Origin of the sequence: Nonomuraea thailandensis (assembly GCF_024172165.1) — a bacterium.
GTDB classification, from domain to species: Bacteria; Actinomycetota; Actinomycetes; order Streptosporangiales; family Streptosporangiaceae; genus Nonomuraea; species Nonomuraea thailandensis.
The window spans coordinates 2212072-2230631 of the sequence record NZ_JAMZEB010000002.1; the positions used below are offsets into that span (position 1 = coordinate 2212072).

An 18560-nucleotide genomic window follows, 5' to 3' on the forward strand; every position below is an offset into this window, starting at 1 on the left:
AAGGCCGTGATCGCCACGACGACGCCCGCCGCGAGGACGAGGACGCCGAGGAACGCCGGCACTCTCGCGCCGGAACCGCCGGCTGCCATCGAGGACCTCCGGATCATCGCCGCGGACAGGATCTCCCGGTGATCATAGGCGGCGCCGGCGATGTTAAACCGGTTACAACAGGGGGCTCACTGCGTGGCCGCGTGCTCGGTGGCCAGCTCCTCCGCCACCTGGTCGCCGCCCGCGTTCCGCCACTGGGTGACGGTGTCCTTCCACGCCGACAGCGGCTCGCGGCCGAAGACGACCGCCGCGATGCCGTCCCCCATGATCTGGTTGAGCTGGGCGCCCTTGCTCACCGAGGTGGCCGAGCGCAGGCCGTTGCCCGGGTTGGGGACGCTGCCGGGCAGGGTCGCCTTCTGCCAGTCGTGGACGGCCTGGGCGGTCTCCGGGTAGCCGGGCAGGTAGATGACCGACGGGGCGGTGCCGATGTAGCGGAAGGGGAGGGTGTTGTTGTTCTCGCTCTGGTAGAGGTCGAGGGTCTCGATGCCGCCGTTCTCCTTGGTGAAGTGCACGCCCTCGACGCCGTAGTTGGCCAGCTCGTACTCCTTGGTGCCGAACGGGGCGCTGAGGTAGTCGCTGATGCGCAGCAGCAGCTTGATCCGCTCGGGCGCGGCCTTCTTGAAGGTGACGTAGCCGAAGATGCCGGGGCCCTGCCAGGGGGTGGCGGCCGGGCCGTACGGGTAGCCGAGGTCGAGCGCGAACCGTTTGTCGATCTTGGTGAGGGTGGTCAGCGCCATGGCGCCGAAGCCGTCCTGCACGGACGCGACGGTGCCGTTGTGGAAGTAGGTCTGCATGTCGGTGGAGCTGACGGTCAGGCCGTCCGGGTGCGCGGACCTGGCCTCGACCAGCTTGCGCATGACGCCCAGCGCCTCCTCGAACTGCGGGGTGGCCAGGGTGGTGGCGAACTGGCCGTTCGACAGCGACCAGCCGTTGGGCGCGCCGAGCGAGCCGGCGTGGTAGGTGACGCCGCCCAGCCCGCCGAAGAGCGTCTTGTACCAGCCGACTCCCCACTTGCGGCCGGTGCTGAGCTCCTTCATCGCCTCCAGGTACTGCTCGGTGGTCCAGGTCTTCGGGATGCCCGCCTCGTCCATGGCGGTGCGGTTGACGAACAGGCTGTTGGCCGGCGTCGGCCGCTCCAGCGGGATGCCGTACAGCCTGCCGTTGACGCGGCCCATGCCCTTCCAGGCGTACGGCGGGATGTTGGCCAGGTTCGGGTACTGCTTCACGGCGTCGCCGCCGACGAACTCCGACAGGTCGGCGCACTGGGCCTGGATGAACTCCAGGGAGTGCGGCAGCGCGAGGTTGGTGAACATGATGATGTCCGGCAGGTCGCTGCCCGAGGCCATCAGGGTGGTCATCTTCTGGCCGTACTCGGGGTCGGGCACCACGGTGACCTGAAGGTCGACGTTGAGCGCCTTGTTGACCGCCTGCCAGTAGCGGTTCCGGGTGACCGGGGCGGGCGGCGGGCCGTACGTCACGACCAGCGCGGTCACCCTGGAGCCGTCGCCCACGGTGTCGCCGACCGACTGGACGAGGGTCTCGGGGTACTTCAGGTAGAGGTTCTGCACGCCGGTGTCGTCGCCGGGGGCGTCCGGCGTGGGGCCGGCGAAGGGCACGTACGCCGGCCAGGGCACGAGCTGCTTGCCGGCGTTGGAGACGCCGCCGCTCGACGGGCCGCCGCCGCCCCCGCAGGCGGTGAGCAGTGACGCGGCGGCCACGCCGAGGGCGCCCCTGAACAGGGCGCGGCGATCGATGGTGTTGTCCATGACGAGGTTCCTTCGGGGGGTTCAGGCCTTGAGCGCGCCGGTCAGCACGCCCTTGGCGAAATAGCGCTGCAGGAAGGGGTAGACGACCACGATCGGGAGCGTGGCGAGGATGACCACGGCCATCTGCACGGACTGCGGCGAGGTGGCGGCCAGCTCGCCGGACGCCTCGGACAGGGACGCGCCGCCGGTGACGTACTGGCGCAGCACGGTGCCGATCGGCCACATGGTCTGGTCGTTGAAGTAGATGATCGCCTCGAAGAACCGGTTCCAGTACGCCACCGCGTAGAACAGGCCGATCACCGCGATGACCGCCTTCGACAGCGGCAGCACGACTCTGCGCAGCACGGTCAGCTCGCCGGCGCCGTCCATGCGCGCGGCGTCGATCAGCTCCTGCGGGATCGACTGGAAGAAGCCGCGCATCACGACCAGGTTGAACACGTTGACCAGGAACGGCAGGATCAGCGCCGCGTAGTTGTCGACCAGCCCCGCGCTCTGCACGACCAGGAACAGCGGCACCATCCCCGGCGGGAACAGGAACGTGAACAGCACCAGCAGCAGCATCGGCTTGCCGCCGTAGACCTTGGGCCTGCTCAGCGTGTACGCCAGCGCGATCGTGCAGACCAGGCTGAGCGCGGTGCCGACCAGGGTGACGCCGGCGCTGATGAGCAGGGCGCGGGTGATGATGCCGCCGGCCAGGATGTCGGCGTAGGCGTCGAAGGAGAACTGGGTCGGCCAGACGACCCAGCCGCCGTTGTCGATGACGTTCTGCGGGGCGGCCAGGCTGGTGGCCAGCACCGTCCACAGCGGGAAGAGCACCAGCAGCACGACGACGGTCAGCGCGACCGCCTTGAGCGCGCGGACGGCCAGGCTGGGACGGCCCATCCAGGCGGGCGCTTGCGTGGTGCTCATGCCTTGTAGACCCCCTGCTCGCCGAGCCGGTGCGCGACCTTGTTGGCGGTGTAGACGAGGACGATGCCGATCACGCCCTTGAACAATCCGACGGCGGCGGCGTAGCCGAAGTCGCCGCCGGCGAAGGCGGTGAAGTAGACGAACGTCTCCAGCACCTCGCCGGTCTCCGGGCCGACCGACTGGCGCTGCAGGAAGAACTGCTCGAACCCGATCGACAGGAACTCGCCGAGGCGCAGCACCAGCAGCAGCACGATGACCGGGCGGATCGCGGGCAGCGTCACGTGCCAGAGCCTGCGGCCCCAGCCGGCGCCGTCGATGGCGGCGGCCTCGTACTGCTGCTCGTCCACCTGCGACAGCGCCGCCAGGAAGATGATCGTCGCCCAGCCGCACTCCTTCCAGACGAGCTGCGCGACCACCAGCGGCCCGTACACGTCGGGGTTGCCGATGATCGACAGCGGGTTCGCGCCCAGGCCGGACAGCCAGCCGTTGACCACCCCCGCGCCGCCCAGCATCTGCTGGAACAGCGCCAGCACGATCACCCACGACAGGAAGTGCGGCAGGTAGACCACGCTCTGCACGAACTTCCTGACGGTGTCGCCCACGACGCTGTGCAGCAGCAGCGCCAGCGCCAGCGGGGCCGGGAAGAAGAAGACGAGCTGCAGCAGGGCGATGAACAGGGTGTTCGTCACCGCGTTCCAGAACTCCGGGTCGGTGAACATGCGCTCGAAGTGCGCCAGGCCCACCCACTCGCTGCCCTGAATCCCGAGGAACGGGATGTAGTTCATGAACGCCAGCACGTTGCCGAACAGCGCGCCGTAGTGGAAGACCAGGAAGTACACCAGGCCGGGCACCGCGAGGAGCAGCAGCACGCGGTCGGCCCTGATGCGTCGCAGCCGGCTCCGGCGGCGGGACGGGGCCTTGGCCTTCTCGATCGGCGGACCGGCTGTGCCGGTGCCGCCACGGACCCGCGTCATGCTCACGTGCTACGCCTCTCTGCGGTGCCGAGCCGAAACAGAATGTGCATCAAGATAAAACGGTTACATAGCTCGGTCAAGAGAGGATGGCCGGGCTCACGACGGCGGAATCCCTGCCATTTCCTGGTGATCCCGATGGCTGTAGCAGTGGCAAGGATGCCACCAAGCCTCTAAAGTTGCCTCGACATGGGAAGCGTTTCCATCAGAGCAGAACGGGCGGCGGTGTGGCGTCGCTCACACCGTGTCACAGGCCGGGGTGGTGGTCCGTCTTCAGAGGGCATGACGAACACGGAACAGACCTCGGTGCTGATCACCGGAGGCAACAAGGGCCTCGGCCTCGAAGCGGCCCGGCGGCTCGGCGAGCTGGGCTGGACGATCTTCCTCGGCTCGCGCGACGAAGGCCGCGGGCGTGAGGCCGCCGGCAAGCTGGCCGCCGGCGGCGCGAACGTGGTCATGGTCCCGCTCGACGTGACCAAGGACGAGTCGGTGGCCGCCGCGGAACGGCTCGTCCGCGAGCACACCGACCGGCTGGACGTCCTGATCAACAACGCCGGCGCGCCCGGCAGGGGCATCGCGCCCGCGGAGGCGACCGCCGAGGAGATCCACGCCGTCTACGACACCAACGTGTACGGCCCGATCAGGGTCACGCACGCGTTCCTGCCCCTGCTGCGCGCCTCGGACCACCCGAGGGTGGTGATGGTGTCCAGCGCCGTCGGCGCGTTCTCCGTCGTGAGCGACCCCGAGCAGGCCGCCTCGAAGTTCCACGAGCTCGCCTACAGCTCCTCCAAGACGGCGCTGAACATGATCACCGTCCGGTACGCCCAGGCGCTCCCGGACGTCAAGTTCAACCTCGCCACCCCCGGCGAGGTCGCCAACCACACGTTCGCCGCCACCGACATGAACAACCACACCGGCCGGCTCACGGTCACCGAGGGCACCGACTCGATCGTCAGGCTGGCGACGCTCGGCCCCGACGGGCCGAGCGGGATCTTCGTCGACCGCCTCGGCCCCATCGCCTGGTGAACGGCATGAGACGGCTCCGGTACTCTGGCGCCCTCCGATGAGCACGCCGGCCGGGGAGTGGAAGAGGGTGTCCGGGGCGGGAGACGAGACGGATGCGAACGCGTACCGGCCGCTGCTGTTCTCCATCGCGTACGGGATGACGGGTTCCGTGGGCGACGCCGAGGACATCGTGCAGGACGCGTTCCTCGGCCTGGCCAAGGCACGCCGGGCCGGCACCGTGATAGCCGATCAGAAGGCGTACCTGGCGACGGCGGTGACGAGGCTGGGCATCGACCACCTGAGGTCGGCGCGGGTGCGACGGGAGACGTACGTGGGTGAGTGGTTGCCCGAGCCGGTCGTCGAGCCCGCCGGCGGGCCGGGGCCGGCCGAGCACGCCGAGCTGGCCGACTCGCTGTCGATGGCGTTCCTCGTGCTGCTGGAGTCCCTGTCGCCGGTCGAGCGGGCGGTGTTCATGCTGCGCGAGGTGTTCGGGTACGGCTACGCGGACGTGGCGCGCGTCACCGGCAGGACCGAGGTGAACTGCCGGCAGATCTTCGCCCGCGCCCGGCAGCGCGTCGCGTCGGGAAGGCGGGCGCCCGCCCTCCCGACGCCCCCGGCGCGGCGGGCCCGCGGCGAGGAACTCGCGCGCAGGTTCTTCGACGCCGCCGCGGGCGGGGACCTGGACGCGCTGCTCGGCATGCTCGCGCCCGACGTCGTCCTGCACGGGGACGGCGGGGGCAAGGCGCAGGCGATCGCGCGACCGGCGACCGACGCGCAGCAGGTCGCGCGGCTGCTCGTCGCGGGGCTCCGCAGGGTCGCCAGGCTCGGCGTCTCCTACCGGCCCGCCCGGGTCAACGGCCGGCCCGGCGTCGTCATGCACGACACGGAGGGCCGGGTGGCGAGCGTGGTCGGGCTCGACATCGCCGACGGTGTGATCACGGCGATCCACTCGGTGGTCAACCCCGACAAGCTCCGCCATCTCGGACCGGTGTCCGATGTGGCGCGCCTGCCGGAGAGCTGATCCGCGCAAGGGCGGTGGCGTGCGTTTGACCTTCAAGCCGCTTGAATGCCGACAATCGCTGCCATGGACGACACCGACGGCCTGATGAGCATCGGCGCGTTCGCCCGCAAGGTGAACCTCGCCCCCAGCGCCCTGCGCTTCTACGACGACTGCGGGGTGCTGCGCCCGGCGTACGTGGACGAGGCGACCGGCTACCGCCACTACGCTCCGCACCAGGAGAGCCGCGCGGTCCTGGTGCGGCGGCTGCGCGAGGCGGGCATGCCGCTCACCGACGCCTCCGTCGTGCTGGACGGCCCGCGCGAGCAGGCCCGCGCGGTGCTGGAGGAGCACGCCAGGAGGGCGCGCAGGACGGCGGAGCTGGCCCAGACGGCGATCGAGCGGATCCTGCGCGACCTGCCGGGCGACGCGCGCCGGACCGTGGCCCGGCTCGGCGGCGCGGAGCTGGTGGACGCCGCGTCCTGGGCCATGCGCGTGCCGGACCTCGGCATCGAGGCGGATCAGCACGGCGCACGGCTGCGCGCCGGCGACGAGACGCGTGAGCTGCCATGCGCGCGGGAGACGTTCCCCGACTACCGGCTGATCCTGGACGACCTGCCCGACGTCCGGCACCGGATCATCGCGGACCGCGCCGCCCTGCGGAGCGCGATCACCGACGGCGGCCTCGACGGGCCGGTCGCCATGGACGCCGGCGAGCAGCGGCTCGTCCTCACCTCCGGCGGCTCGCGCACCTTCCGGCTGGCCGCCATCTGCACGGGAGCGCCCGTGGGCGTCGCCTTCGACCCGCGGGCCCTCGTGCCCGCCCTCGACGCGGGCGTCGGGCCCGACGTGCTGCTGGAGATCTCCTCACCCGTCCAGCCCGTCGTGGTCCGCTCCGCCGACCAGGGCGGCTTCACCACCCTCGTCATGCCCGTACGGATCTGAGAGCGAGACCATGAACCCGGACAACCCCGTCGTCGACCTCTGCTCCCAGGGCATGCGGGCCGAGGCCGAAGGCCGCCCGGCCGACGCCCGTGACCTCTTCCGCCAGGCGTGGGAGCGCGCCACCGACGACTACGAGGCGTGCGTAGCCGCCCACTACCTCGCCCGCCACCAGCCCACCCCCGAGCTGACCCTGCACTGGAACCAGGAGTGCCCGCACCGGGCGAACCTGGTCGGCGACGACCGCGTCAAGGGCTTCCACACCTCCCTGCACGTCAACCTGGCCAAGGCGTACACGGACCTCGGCGAGCCCGGCAAGGCGCGCGGGCACTACGAGCGGGCCGCCCGCCGCCTCACCGACGTGCCGCCGGGCCAGTACGCCGACTGGAACCGCGTGGCGATCGCCGAAGGGCTGCGCTCCACCGGAGCCATCGAGCCCAGGCCCGCCGACGCCCTCGTGCGGACCCTGCTCGGCAGGCTGTGCGAACGCGCCGACCTCAAGGCGCTGGCCCTGATCCTGCCCGCCTGCCTCGCCGACCTCGGCACCGGCGAGGACGGCACGCGCCTGGCCACGGCCCTGCACATGCTCCACGCCGCCCGATGGCTGCTGGAGGACGAGCAGCACACGCCGCCGCCTGGCTGCTCAGCGACCGCGCCTCGTACGTGACCGGCACCGTGCTCAGGGTGGACGGCGGCGCCCGCGCCTGACCCGGAGTGGTTGTCGACATGGACGGTCGCGATCGTGCTGCCCCCAGTCCCCTGCTGATCCGCGTTCGTCCGCGCGCCCACCGTCGCGGTACCGGGGAGCGCGGCCGCGCGGTGCCAGAATACGGATCATGTCCGATGCCGAGCAGTACCCCCTGGAGCCGGGCCCCGCGGAGACACGCGCGATGGGGGAGTCCGTGCTGGCCCTGGTCCAGCGGTTCCTGGAGGAGTTGCCCGAGCTGCCCGCCTTCGACCTCGACGGCGCCGCCCCCCTGGCCGCGGCGCTGCGCGAGCCGGCGCCCGAGCACGGCAGCTCGTTACCCGCCCTGCTGTCCACGGTGGAGGCCGCGGCCCGCAGCGGCGCCATCAGCGCCGGGCCCGGCTATCTCGCGTACGTGCCGGGCGGCGGCCTGTACGCGGCCGCGCTCGCCGACTTCCTGGCCGCCGCGCTGAACAAGTACGTCACCGTGTGGCAGCTCGCCCCCGCCTGCGCCCAGATCGAGGCCACCGCCATCGGCTGGCTCCGCGACCTGTTCGGCTACCCGGAGCAGGCACGCGGCATCCTCACCTCCGGCGGCTCGATGGCCAACTTCTCGGCCGTCGTCACCGCCCGCACCACCCTGCTCGGCGAGAGCTTCCTCGACGGCACCGCGTACGTCACCGACCAGACCCACGCCTCCTGCGCCAAGGCCGCCCTGCTGGCCGGCCTCCCGCGCGAGCGCGTGCGCGTCGTGCCGGCGCGGGACAGCCTGGCGATGGACCCGCACGCGCTGGCCGCGATGATCGAGGACGACAGGGGCGCCGGGCTGCGGCCCTTCCTCGTGATCGGCACCGCGGGAACGACGAACACGGGAGCCGTCGACCCGCTGCCCGAGCTCGCCGCCGTCGCCCGCGACGCGGGGGCGTGGTTCCACGTCGACGCCGCCTACGGCGGCCCGTTCCAGCTCACCGAGCGCGGCCGGGCCAGGCTGCGCGGCATCGAACTGGCCGACTCGATCACCATCGACCCGCACAAGGCCATGTTCCTGCCGTACGGGACCGGCGCGCTGCTGGTGCGCGACGGTGCGCGGCTGCGCCGGGCCCACCACGTGGGCGCCGCCTACCTGCAGGACCTCGGCGAGGAGGAGGACATCCCGAACTTCACCGAGTACTCGCCCGAGCTGACCCGCGAGTTCCGCGGCCTGCGGCTGTGGCTGCCGATCAAGCTGCACGGCCTGGCCGCCTTCCGCCGGGCCCTGGACGAGAAGCTGGATCTGGCCGAGCTGGCGTACGAGACGCTGCGCGAGCACGGCTTCGAGGTGCCGTGGCGGCCGAGCCTGACCGCCGTGGCCTTCCGCTGGGTGCCCGGCCGCGGTGACGCGGACGCCTTCAACGCCGAGCTGCTGCGCCGCGTGACGGCCCGCGGCCGCGCCCTGCTGTCGAGCACGCGCATCGGCGGCCGGTACCTGATCCGGGTGTGCGTCGTCAGCCACCGCACCCACCGGGACCGGGTCGAGGAGGTCCTCGACGACATCCGTCAGGCGTGCGCCGAGCTGCGGGCGGAGCTCGGCTAGGCGCCGGGTCAGGGCAGGCCGCCCCTCGCGGGAAGGGGCGGCCTGCTGCCGCGCGGTCAGGAGACGGGCTCGATCCACACGTTGCGGAAGCGCGGGTTCTCGCCGGCGTCGCCGTGATCCTGGAGGCGGATGCCGCCCGCCGCCGCGCTCTCCGGGATGTGGTCGCCCGTGCCGCCGTCGACGGGCACGTCGTCGTGCACCACCGTCCCGTTCCACACGACCGTCACCCTCGCGTCGTCGACCTTCACTCCCGCGCTGGTGTAGCGGGCCGCTCGGAAGGTGATGTCGTAGGTCTGCCACGTGCCGGGGGCGGTGGCCATGTTGCGGTCGGGCGCGCGCTTGGAGTAGATGGCGCCCGCCTCGTCGGCGGCCGGCGTGGTGTCACCGTAGGACTCCAGGACCTGCACCTCGTAACGCTCCTGGAGGAAGATCCCGCTGTTGCCGCGCTGCTGGCCGGTCACGTCCGGCGGGTAGTCCGGCTCGTACCACTCGGCGTGCAGCCTGAAGTCGCCGAACGTCCGCCGGGTGCGGATGTCGCCGCCGTACGACTCCATGGAGCCGTTCGCGACCGGCCAGGTCGCCGCGCCGCCGGCCCGCTTCTCCCACGCCGCCAGGCTCGACCCGTCGAACAGGGTGATCCGCCCGGCCTTCGACACCGTGACGTGGTCGAGGCCGAGCTGCCCGGCGTCGCCGGAGTCGTACCTGTAGGCGATCCTGTTCGCGCCCCGCCTGAGGTCGAGCGCCTCGGTCTGGACGGCCCAGTCGTCCCAGCCGGCGGTGGCGGCCAGCCGGACCTGCCTGACCCTGGTGCCGTTGACGTACACGCTCACCGACGTGCCGGCCGGCGCCGCGTAGCGGAGCCCGACGTTGTGCGGGCCGGGCTCGGCGGCCCGTACGGTGAACGACGTGCTCGCGCCCTCGGCCGTGTAGCCGCCGACGAAGCCGCCGCCGGTGTAGCCCTGGTGGTCCGTGCGCACCGCCGCGCCGCCGCGCAGCGCGGCGTGCTCCGCCTCGAGCACCGGGCGGGCGGCCACGGTGATGGAGTCGAGGTTGACGTTGCCGGCGTCGCCGGGGTCGTAGGTGTAGGCGATGGTGTTGGCGCCCGCCTTCAGCGCTAGCGGCTCGACGCGGGCGGCCCACTGGTCCCACGTCTGCGTCGTGGGCAGCGGCACCTGCCTGACCTTGGTCCCGTTGACGTACACGCTCAGCGACTTGGTGCCGGGCGCGGGGTGCGGGCCGTTGGAGTAGCGCAGGCCCACGTGGTACGTGCCCGCCTCGGCCGCCCGCACGGCGAACCGCGTGGACGCGCCCGCCGTCCAGTAGCCGTCGACGAAGCCGCTGCCCGAGTAGCTCAGGTGGTCGGTGTTCAGCTTCGCGCCGCCGCCGGGCGCGGCGCTCTCGGCCTCGTACGTGGTGTCCGCCGGCTGTCCGCCGACCAGCGAGTTGAGCGTGTACCAGGCTTCGGTGCTCCACAGCGGCCGTCCCGAGGCCGAGGCGAACGGGCGTGGCGAGCGCAGGTGCACCACCCGTCCCGGCTTCAGGCCGGCGAGCCGGAGCGTGACCTTCCTGCCGCCGGAGGTCAGCTTGGCGGAGGTGACGGTCAGCGGCTCCTCGTCCACCTTGGGGCCGCCGTAGGTGGAGGCCGCGACGTAGCGCCACTGGGTGGCCTGGTACCTGCCCGCCAGCGACGCGGCGCTCTCCGCCGACAGCGGCTCGGTGTACTCCAGCTCGAAGCCGCCCTCCACCGCGCGCATCCGCAGGATGTCGAACGCCTTGCCCTCGCCCGGCGTCAGCTTCTGCAGGCCGTGGGTGAGCTTGCCCGGCTGGCCCCAGTTCCCGCCCGCGCCCAGGCCGCCCGCATAGATGGCGCCGTCGGGGCCCAGGCTGATCCGGTTGACGCCCGCCTCCAGCCCCTGCGTGAAGCGGAAGACCGCGCCCTGGTACTCGCCGTTGACCTTCTCCAGGTAGGCGCGCTGGATCCCGCCGTACGTGACGTCGCCGAACAGCAGCTGCCCCGCGAACCTGCCCCGCTTCATGACCAGCGGGTTGCCGGGCGAGTTGGCGATCTCGTTGTGCGGCAGCCACAACGCGGGCGGGCTGACCAGGTTGCCGTCGAACGGGCCGGCGGGGTTGGTGTAGTGGTTGAAGAAGCGGTCCTTCCTGACGTGCAGGAGCTTGGAGGCGGGCAGCCAGCCGCCCTGGTTGTCGGTGACGAACAGCTCGCCCTCCGGGCCCCAGCCGAGCCCGTTGGGCGTGCGCAGGCCGCCGGCGACGTACTCGACCTTGCCGGTGGCCTTGCTGATCTTGATGGTCGTGCCCCTGTCCCGCGCGGGCTGCGGGTCGGTGGTGGCGCCGCCGTAGTCGATCGCGACGGACAGGTTGAGGTAGAAGTGGCCGTCACGGTAGAGCAGGCCGAACGCGAACTCGTGGAAGTTGCCGCCGAACGGCCAGGTCGCCACGGTCCTGAGGTCGTCGGCGACCTCGTCGCCGTCGGTGTCGTTCAGCTCCACCAGCCGCGACTTCTCCGAGACGTAGAGCTTGCCGTCCACGTACTTGATGCCCATGGGCTCCTGCAGCCCGCTGGCGATCTTCTTGGTGGTCACCCGCTCGGGCGAGGTCCGGCCCGTGACGTTGCCGAGCAGGTGAACCTCGCCGAGCCTGGTCTCCGAGCCGCCCCACGTGGCGATCGCCAGCCGGCCGTCGGGCAGCCAGTCCATCGCGCTCACCTGCGGCTCGAACCCGGCAGGGCGCAGGTCGGTGAGCGTGAGGTCCGGGTGCACGGACGTCAGGGGCAGGCCGTCACCGGGGGAGTCGGCGCCGCTCTCGCACTCCTTGCGGCCCGGGGCGGTGACCCTGACCACGTCGGCGTCCGTGCTCAGCACCGAGGCCGGCACCACGGCGAACGCGGCGGCTCCGGGCGGCTTCCACTCCAGCCTGAGCTGCTGGCCGTACAGGTGCTCGAAGTGGTCGACGCGCAGCGCGTGGTAGCCGGCGGTCAGCGTGATCGTGCCGTCCACCGCGATCGGCCCGTGCCGCCCGTCGTTGGTGATCACGACGGTGTCGTCGATGCGCAGCCTGGAGCCGTCGTCGCTGATGAGGCGGAACTCGTAGGTGCCGGGGGCGGGGATGGCAATGTTGCCCACGGCTTCGGTGACGAACAGGTCGGTCAGGCCGAAGTCCGCGTCGGAGGTCCAGTCGATCGTGGGCATCAGCTTGTCCACGTTCGGGGTCTGGCCGGGCTTGAGCGTGCAGAGCTTGGACAGCTCGACCTGCACGTCGTACGTGCGCAGGGTGACGCCGGGCTCCTGCGGCGGGACCTCGGCGTGCGCCGGGGCGGGCACGACCAGGCAGGCGATGACCAGTAAGAGGGATAACAGGGGTGACGTCCGCATGACCTATCCCATCTCGGAGAGGGCGCCGCGTTCGGCGTGGGTGGGGGCCGGCATCGGCGGATGCCGGGGCTCATACGCTGGAACGTGCGTGGGATAACGCTGCTCTGCGCCGTAATATAAGTCGAGATCTTCGCCTTGCCCATAGGCTTCCGCCGAAAATCGAAGAAAGCCACGACATGTCGGGGCATAAGGGCATTTCCGGCTGCACGGCTGTCGCGACCCGCAGGGGTCACGGCAGCTCCTGGCACCGGCGGACCTCCACGGGTTCGCCGGCTCCGGCGACGATCCGGCGGGCCAGCTCCAGCGCCCTCGCCTCGTCCGCGACGTCCACCAGCCACCAGCCGGCCAGCGACTGCGCGGGCTCGGCGATCGTGCCCGCCCGCACGTCCACCGCGCCGTCCCGGAGGGCGACGACCTTCGCGTTCGGCGCGAGCTCCAGCCCCTCGTCGGCCAGCAGCTCACCGGACCTCCTCAGGCCCTCGGTGAACTCGACCATGAACGAGATCATCTGCTGGACCCATTCCGCGGACCGGCCGCTCAGGGCGCTCTCGTCGCCGAACTGCATCAGCATGTACTTCATGGTTCCTCCGGACGTGAATCGGTGCGGCGGGCAGCTCCTGCGCCCGCCCTTCACCGACGCGTCGATCGCGCACCGCCGGAATCGACACGGCTATGCGGCCGGTGGGACGGGGCTCACCGCCGCACGGTCACGTAGGCCATCCTGTCCACGGGCGACCCCGTGGCCGCGAGCTCTGCCGCAGCCGGTCGCCGCCGTCGAGGTGGATCACGAGATGCCGGAACTCGACGTAGCTGCTCTCCCACTCGTGCAGGGTCTCGGAGTCCTCTGCCACGACCCGGCCGATGGCGCGTAACTCCGGGAGCACGGCCGGGTCCACGCGCCGCACGCCGGGCGCGAAGAAGAGGACCTTCGCGATCGCTCCCATCACGATCAGCCAGGCGACGAAGGCCGGCGGGACCAGAGCGCCGCTCAAGGCCGTGCGTCCGCGCGAAGGCGCCATGCCACCCCCCACCTCCTTCCGCGAGGGGGCGCCCCGCGTCACGACGGGCCGCTGGCGCGCAGGGCGGCCGGGCCGTGGCCGTACCAGCGGTGGACGGCCCGGCGCAGGGAGCGGGAGTCGGCGAAGCCCACGCTCGCGGCGATGGACTCCACGCTGAGCGCGCTGTCCCGCAGCAGCCGCTCCACCCGCCGCTGCCGCAGCCGCTCCAGCTCCTCACGCCAGGTGGTGCCCTCCTCGCGCAGCCGGCGCTGGAGGGTGCGGTGGCTCATGGCCAGCCGCTGCGCCACCTGGTCGAGGCTCGGTGGCCGGCCGTCGATCGCGGGCTCCAGCGCGGCGTGGAAGCGGTCGAGCCAGCCGAGCACGGGCCGGGCGGCGGCCGTGGACAGCCGCGCGTGCTCCTCCAGGATGGCCGCCAGCGCCGGGTCGGCCCGGGGGAGGGGATCGTCGGCGTCCGCCTCGGCGAAGGTGACCGACGGGTGCTCGCCCTCGAACTCGACCCTTCCGGTGCGGTACAGCTCCCGCAGCCGGTCGGGCGGGCCGGCCGGACGCCGGGGCAGCCGGACGCGCACCGGCGCCAGCGGGCGCCCCGCCCCGGCGCTCGCCACCGTGAGCAGCATGTACGGCACCAGCTCCGCGATCCGCCCGTACTGCGGATGGTCCTGGTAGGAGCCGTGGTAGGCGATCGTCAGGCCGTCGTCGTCGCGGCCGAGCACGAGGCGGTCGGCGGGGTCGGCGATGGCGGCGAAGTTGCGGCTCGCGGCGTGCAGCGCGTCGCCGACGGTGCCGGCCGCCGAGAACAGGTAGTCCCACACGCCCAGCGCCCCCGGCCGCCACAGCCGCATGACCCTGCTGGTGCCCGCGGCCTCCCAGGCAGGGCTGGAGACCAGCTCCCAGACCCGCAGGATGGTGGCGGTGGGGATGCGGACGGAGTCCTCGCCGAGAACGGCGAGGCCGGCCACGCCCTCCAGGCGCGACCGGTCCAGGCCCATCGCGGACCCGGCGCGGAGCAGCAGGCGGGTCAGGTGCGGCGAGACGGTGCCCGCGGTGGCGAGCGTCGCGTTGTTCACCATGTCTTCCAGGGGTCGGGACGGTGTCGAGGTATGGATACCGGTTGCGCGCGGCGGGGCGCAACGACGATGGCGCGTCCGGTCCTCCTCGTGGCGCCCGCGGTCCTCCCGGCCGCCGCCCGCCGGTTCGTATCGTCGTCGCCGACAGCGTGACATTCGAGAGGACACCTGATGGAGAACGTGCTGTTCGACTACAGCCCGATCGTCGGCCGCGAGCCGATCCGCTGGCCCGGCGGCGCCCGGGTCGCGTTCTACGTCGGCCTGAACGTCGAGCACTTCACGATCGACCGCCCCTCCACCAGCATCAACGAGGCGACCGCCACCCTCGTCCCCGACCCGCTCAACTACGGCTGGCGCGACTACGGGCCGCGGGTGGCGATCTGGCGGGTGATGGACGTGCTCGACCGGCACGGCATCCGCGCGAGCGTCCTGCTCAACGCCGACGTGTGCGAGCGGTACCCGCAGATCGTCGAGGCGGGCAACGCCCGCGACTGGGCCTGGCTGGCGCACGGCAAGAACAACTCCACCCTGCAGGCGGACGTCGACGACGAGCGCGCGTACCTGACCGAGGTGGTCGAGACCATCGCCCGGGCCACCGGGCGGCGGCCGCGCGGCTGGCTCGGACCGGCGCTCACCGAGACGTTCCGGACGCCGTCCCTGCTCGCCGAGCTCGGCCTGGACTACGTGCTGGACTGGACGAACGACGACCAGCCGTACCGGCTGAACGTGCCCGGGATGCTGAGCGTGCCGTACTCGCTGGAGCTGAACGACCTGGGCATCTTCACCATGCACGGCAGGAGCGGCGCCGAATTCGTGCGGATGGTCACCGACCAGTTCGACCAGCTGTACGCCGAGTCGGCGGAAAGCGGCCGGGTGATGGCCCTGGCGCTGCACCCCTTCGTCATCGGCCAGGCGTTCCGCGCCAAGTACCTCGACCAGGCGCTGGCCTACATCGCCGGCCACGAGGGCGTGTGGCTGACGACGAGCGACGAGATCGCCGGGCACTACGCGCGTACCGCCTGACAGCGCGTACCTCCTGGCACCTCCGGAGCGGCCCGCCCGCCTGAACGCGTCACGGGTGACCGCTCCCGGGCTCCCGCGGCTCGCCGTCGCTCCAGCCCCAGCCGATGATCGTGGCGCGCATCAGGCGGGCCGCGGCCGGCAGGTGGTCGTCGGCGCCCCAGTACAGGGTGACCGTGCGGCGGCAGGCGGGCTCGTCGACGGCGATCCAGGCGCCGGGGGTGCGCACGGCGACGCGGCGCGCGAACCCGGGCACGAGCCCGATGCCGAGCCCCGCGCTGATCAGCTCCGCGATCGCGCTGGGCTCGTCGCTCTCGCAGACGATCCTCGGGGTCAGGCCGTGGGTGGCGAAGAGCCGATCGAGCAGGCGGCGGATCCAGTGCCCCCTGCGGGCGGTGATGAAGGGCTCGCCGGCGAGCTCGCCGATGCTCACGCGGTCGCGGCCCGCCAGCGGGTGATCGAGCGGCGTGCCCACCCCCACGGCCTCGTCGAACAGCCGCGCGGACGCCAGGCCCTCCGCGTGGATCGGCTGCGAGGCCACGCACAGGTCCACCTCCTGGGCCCGCAGGCGGCGGGCCATCTCCTCGGCCGCCATCCAGTGCAGCCCGAACTCGACACCGGGGTGATCACGCTTGAAGGCCGCCAGCGGCCCGGTGAGGGTGAGGAACGTCTCCGAGGCCAGCCGCACGCTGCCCAGCCCCTCGCTGACGGCGTCGGCGACGGCCCGCCGGCCCGCGTCGAGCTCACCGAGCGAGCGCTCGGCGTACCCGAGGAAGAGGCTGCCCGTGGCGTTCAGCCGCAGCCGGTCGGCGCGGTCGAACAGCGGGGCGCCCAGCTCGCTCTCCAACCGGCTGATGGTACGGCTCAGCGACGGCTGGGCGACGCGGAGCTCGTCGGCGGCGCGGCTGAGGTGCTCCAGCCGGGCCACCACCACGAACTGCCTGAGCATGTTCAGGTCCACCATGACTCCCGATGCATAACACCATAGCAATATTGATCTTAGACAGCATAACTGCTTCTGCATATCGTCGGTCGTGCTCGTGAAACGGGAACGAAGAGGAGGGCCCCTCATGGCCACCGCGGCCGACAGGGCGCATCGGACGCCACCGACGACGGACTGGACGGGGTGGGTGCTGCGGGCCGTCGTCAGCGCGCACGTCGTGGCGATCGCCGGGCAGCCGGTGTTCGCCGGGGTGTATCTGACCGGCGACTACGACAGCCTGCGCCGGCACGCGATCGGCGCCGACGTGCTCACGTCCATCGCTTACCTGCAGCTCATCGTGGCGATCCTGGTCTGGGCACGGCTGCGCCGGTCCGGGCCGTTCCTGGCCACGGCGGCGGTGGTGGCCGCCGAGACGGTGCAGTACTTCGCCGGGCTGGAAGGCGCGTTGTGGCTGCACCTCCCGCTGGGCGTGATGACCGTCGCGGCGCTGGTCGTGCAGTTCATCGACGTCTGGCGGCGGCCCCTGCCGGGGCGGGAGGCCCGCGATGCGCACTAGCGATGGCCGCCTGACCCGGCGGCGGGTGCTGGGCATCGGCGGGGCGCTCGGGCTGGTGGCGGCCACCGGCCTGTCCACCTCGGCCGCGCTGGCCCGGCGGCCGGCGATCACCGGCGCCGAGCTGCGCAGCGCCGTGCCGCTGCCGCCCCCGTACCAGGTGCCGCTGCCGATCCCGCGCACGCTGGGACCGGCCGGCGCGGGCCGGTACGAGATCGTGCAGCGGGAGGTGATCGCGGAGATCCTGCCCGGCGTCAGGACGCCGCTGTGGACGTACGACGGCACCTTCCCGGGGCCGACGATCGAGTCGCGCCGCGGGCGGCCGGTCACCGTGACGCATCGCAACGAGCTGCCCGTGCCGACCGTCGTGCACCTGCACGGCGGGCGGACACCGGCGGGCTCCGACGGGTACCCCACCGACCTCGTCCTGCCCGAGGGGTGGGCGGGGGACGCCGAGCACGGTTCCGGGCACGGTTCCGGGCACGGGGCTGGGCATGGTTCTGGGCACGGGGCTGGGCACGGGGCTGGGCACGGCATGCACGACCCGAGGGCGGTGGTGAGCGAGCTGACGCGCGACTACGCCTTCCCGCTCGACCAGCGGCCGGCGCTGCTGTGGTACCACGACCACCGGATGGACTTCACCGCCCCGGCGATCTGGCGCGGCCTGGCCGGGCTGCACATCGTCCGCGACGACGCCGAGGACGCGCTCGGCCTGCCCGCGGGGCCGCGCGAGCTGCCCCTCATGATCGCCGACCGGGCCTTCGCCGCCGACGGCGGCCTGGCCTATCCGGCGCTCGATCCCGCCCTGCGGGAGCGGCCGGGCGTGCGCGAGCCGTACCTGGCCGGGGTGCTCGGTGACGTGATCCTGGTCAACGGCGCCCCGTGGCCGGTGCACGAGGTGGACGCAGCCCGCTACCGGCTGCGCGTCCTGAACGCCTCCAACGCCCGCCACTACGAGCTCGAAGCGGTCGCCGACGACGGGCGCCGGCTGGACCTCGTCCAGGTAGGAGCGGACCAGGGGCTGCTCGCTGCGCCGGTCGCGCACCGGCTGCTGCCGATCGCCCCGGCCGAACGGTACGACCTGGTCGTCGACTTCTCGGGCGTCCCGGTCGGCGGCCGGGTGAGGCTGCTCAACCGGCTGGGCTCCGGCCGTACCCGGGACGTCATGGCCTTCCGCGTGGCGCGCAGGGCCGCCGACGAGAGCCGCGTCCCCGGCACGCTGGCCGCGGACCTGCCGGTCTGGCGCCGGTCGGACGCCGTGAGGGTGCGCGACTTCGCCTTCCGCACCGGCCGGATGCACAGCGGGCACGGGTGGCTGATCGGCGGGCTGCCGTTCGACCCCGCCCGGACCGACGTCACCGCCCGGCTCGGTGACGTCGAGGTGTGGCGGCTGATCGCCGACGTGCACCATCCCGTGCACCTGCACCTGGTCGGCTTCCGCGTGCTCTCGCGCGGCGGCCGCCCGCCCCTGCCCCACGACGCCGGCCTCAAGGACACCGTCTCCCTGCGGCCCGGCGAAGCGGTGGAGATCATCACCCGCTTCGACGGCTACCGCGGCCGCTACCTGTTCCACTGCCACAACGCCGAGCACGAGGACATGGGCATGATGGCGAACGTGGAGATCATCTGACGAGATCCGCGGCCGGCCATGGTGGGGCATGATCGGGTGC

The 18560-nt window shown here is 72.3% G+C and carries 16 protein-coding genes; 8 read left to right on the forward strand and 8 right to left on the reverse strand.

Annotated features, from left to right (window positions below; translation table 11 throughout):
* Positions 1–176 precede the first annotated feature (176 nt).
* The 3 genes from HD597_RS14120 to HD597_RS14130 are packed head-to-tail and all read right to left on the reverse strand — an operon-like array spanning position 177 to position 3697.
* A complete protein-coding gene (locus HD597_RS14120) occupies positions 177–1814 on the reverse strand; it encodes an extracellular solute-binding protein (RefSeq protein ID WP_253742516.1) in 1638 nt (545 codons plus the stop codon).
* A gap of 21 nt (positions 1815–1835) precedes the next feature.
* Positions 1836–2723, reverse strand: a complete 888-nt coding sequence (locus HD597_RS14125) for a carbohydrate ABC transporter permease (protein WP_253742517.1) — start codon at positions 2721–2723, stop codon at positions 1836–1838.
* The gene (locus HD597_RS14130) at positions 2720–3697 is read right to left on the reverse strand and encodes an ABC transporter permease (RefSeq protein WP_253742518.1); all 978 of its coding nucleotides are present in this window, start codon (positions 3695–3697) and stop codon (positions 2720–2722) included. Before HD597_RS14130 ends, HD597_RS14125 begins: the two co-directional genes overlap by 4 nt.
* A gap of 279 nt (positions 3698–3976) precedes the next feature.
* Between HD597_RS14130 and HD597_RS14135 the strand changes: the two genes are divergently transcribed.
* The 5 genes from HD597_RS14135 to HD597_RS14155 all read left to right on the forward strand — a co-directional run bounded on the left by HD597_RS14135 (position 3977) and on the right by HD597_RS14155 (position 8896).
* Entirely contained in the window at positions 3977–4720 is a 744-nt protein-coding gene (locus tag HD597_RS14135; RefSeq protein ID WP_253742519.1) for an SDR family NAD(P)-dependent oxidoreductase, read from the forward strand.
* Positions 4721–4757: 37 nt separating this feature from the next.
* On the forward strand, positions 4758–5720 hold the full coding sequence (locus HD597_RS14140; RefSeq protein ID WP_253742520.1) for an RNA polymerase sigma-70 factor: 963 nt from the start codon (positions 4758–4760) through the stop codon (positions 5718–5720).
* Positions 5721–5783: 63 nt separating this feature from the next.
* Positions 5784–6641, forward strand: a complete 858-nt coding sequence (locus HD597_RS14145; RefSeq protein WP_253742521.1) for a MerR family transcriptional regulator — start codon at positions 5784–5786, stop codon at positions 6639–6641.
* Between the two features lie 10 nt (positions 6642–6651).
* Positions 6652–7305 carry a hypothetical protein gene (locus HD597_RS67260; protein WP_253742522.1) on the forward strand — a complete coding sequence of 218 codons (654 nt, stop codon included), beginning with the start codon at positions 6652–6654 and terminating at the stop codon, positions 7303–7305.
* Between the two features lie 169 nt (positions 7306–7474).
* Positions 7475–8896 (forward strand): pyridoxal phosphate-dependent decarboxylase family protein, encoded by a 1422-nt coding sequence (locus HD597_RS14155; RefSeq protein WP_253742523.1) that lies wholly within the window; start codon positions 7475–7477, stop codon positions 8894–8896.
* A gap of 56 nt (positions 8897–8952) precedes the next feature.
* On the opposite strand, the gene HD597_RS14160 is transcribed toward HD597_RS14155, so the two are convergent.
* The 4 genes from HD597_RS14160 to HD597_RS14175 form a co-directional block, all read right to left on the reverse strand.
* Positions 8953–12288 carry a 3-keto-alpha-glucoside-1,2-lyase-like domain-containing protein gene (locus tag HD597_RS14160; protein WP_253742525.1) on the reverse strand — a complete coding sequence of 1112 codons (3336 nt, stop codon included), beginning with the start codon at positions 12286–12288 and terminating at the stop codon, positions 8953–8955.
* A gap of 229 nt (positions 12289–12517) precedes the next feature.
* Entirely contained in the window at positions 12518–12868 is a 351-nt protein-coding gene (locus HD597_RS14165) for a YciI family protein (RefSeq protein WP_253742527.1), read from the reverse strand.
* A gap of 127 nt (positions 12869–12995) precedes the next feature.
* Positions 12996–13307 carry a hypothetical protein gene (locus HD597_RS14170; RefSeq protein WP_253742529.1) on the reverse strand — a complete coding sequence of 104 codons (312 nt, stop codon included), beginning with the start codon at positions 13305–13307 and terminating at the stop codon, positions 12996–12998.
* Positions 13308–13345: 38 nt separating this feature from the next.
* The gene (locus HD597_RS14175) at positions 13346–14377 is read right to left on the reverse strand and encodes a helix-turn-helix transcriptional regulator (RefSeq protein ID WP_253742531.1); all 1032 of its coding nucleotides are present in this window, start codon (positions 14375–14377) and stop codon (positions 13346–13348) included.
* Positions 14378–14545: 168 nt separating this feature from the next.
* Between HD597_RS14175 and HD597_RS14180 the strand changes: the two genes are divergently transcribed.
* Positions 14546–15397 carry a polysaccharide deacetylase family protein gene (locus HD597_RS14180; RefSeq protein WP_253742532.1) on the forward strand — a complete coding sequence of 284 codons (852 nt, stop codon included), beginning with the start codon at positions 14546–14548 and terminating at the stop codon, positions 15395–15397.
* A 49-nt stretch (positions 15398–15446) separates the two neighbouring features.
* Here HD597_RS14180 and HD597_RS14185 read toward each other — a convergent pair whose 3' ends face one another.
* Positions 15447–16358: a LysR family transcriptional regulator gene (locus tag HD597_RS14185; protein WP_253742533.1), complete on the reverse strand. Its 912-nt coding sequence runs from the start codon at positions 16356–16358 to the stop codon at positions 15447–15449.
* A 106-nt stretch (positions 16359–16464) separates the two neighbouring features.
* On the opposite strand from HD597_RS14185, the gene HD597_RS14190 reads away from it, so the two are divergent.
* Both HD597_RS14190 and HD597_RS14195 read left to right on the forward strand, forming a co-directional pair.
* Positions 16465–16893 (forward strand): hypothetical protein, encoded by a 429-nt coding sequence (locus HD597_RS14190; RefSeq protein ID WP_253742534.1) that lies wholly within the window; start codon positions 16465–16467, stop codon positions 16891–16893.
* On the forward strand, positions 16883–18520 hold the full coding sequence (locus HD597_RS14195) for a multicopper oxidase family protein (RefSeq protein WP_253742535.1): 1638 nt from the start codon (positions 16883–16885) through the stop codon (positions 18518–18520). The genes HD597_RS14190 and HD597_RS14195 overlap by 11 nt, the downstream gene beginning before the upstream one ends.
* Positions 18521–18560 lie beyond the last annotated feature (40 nt).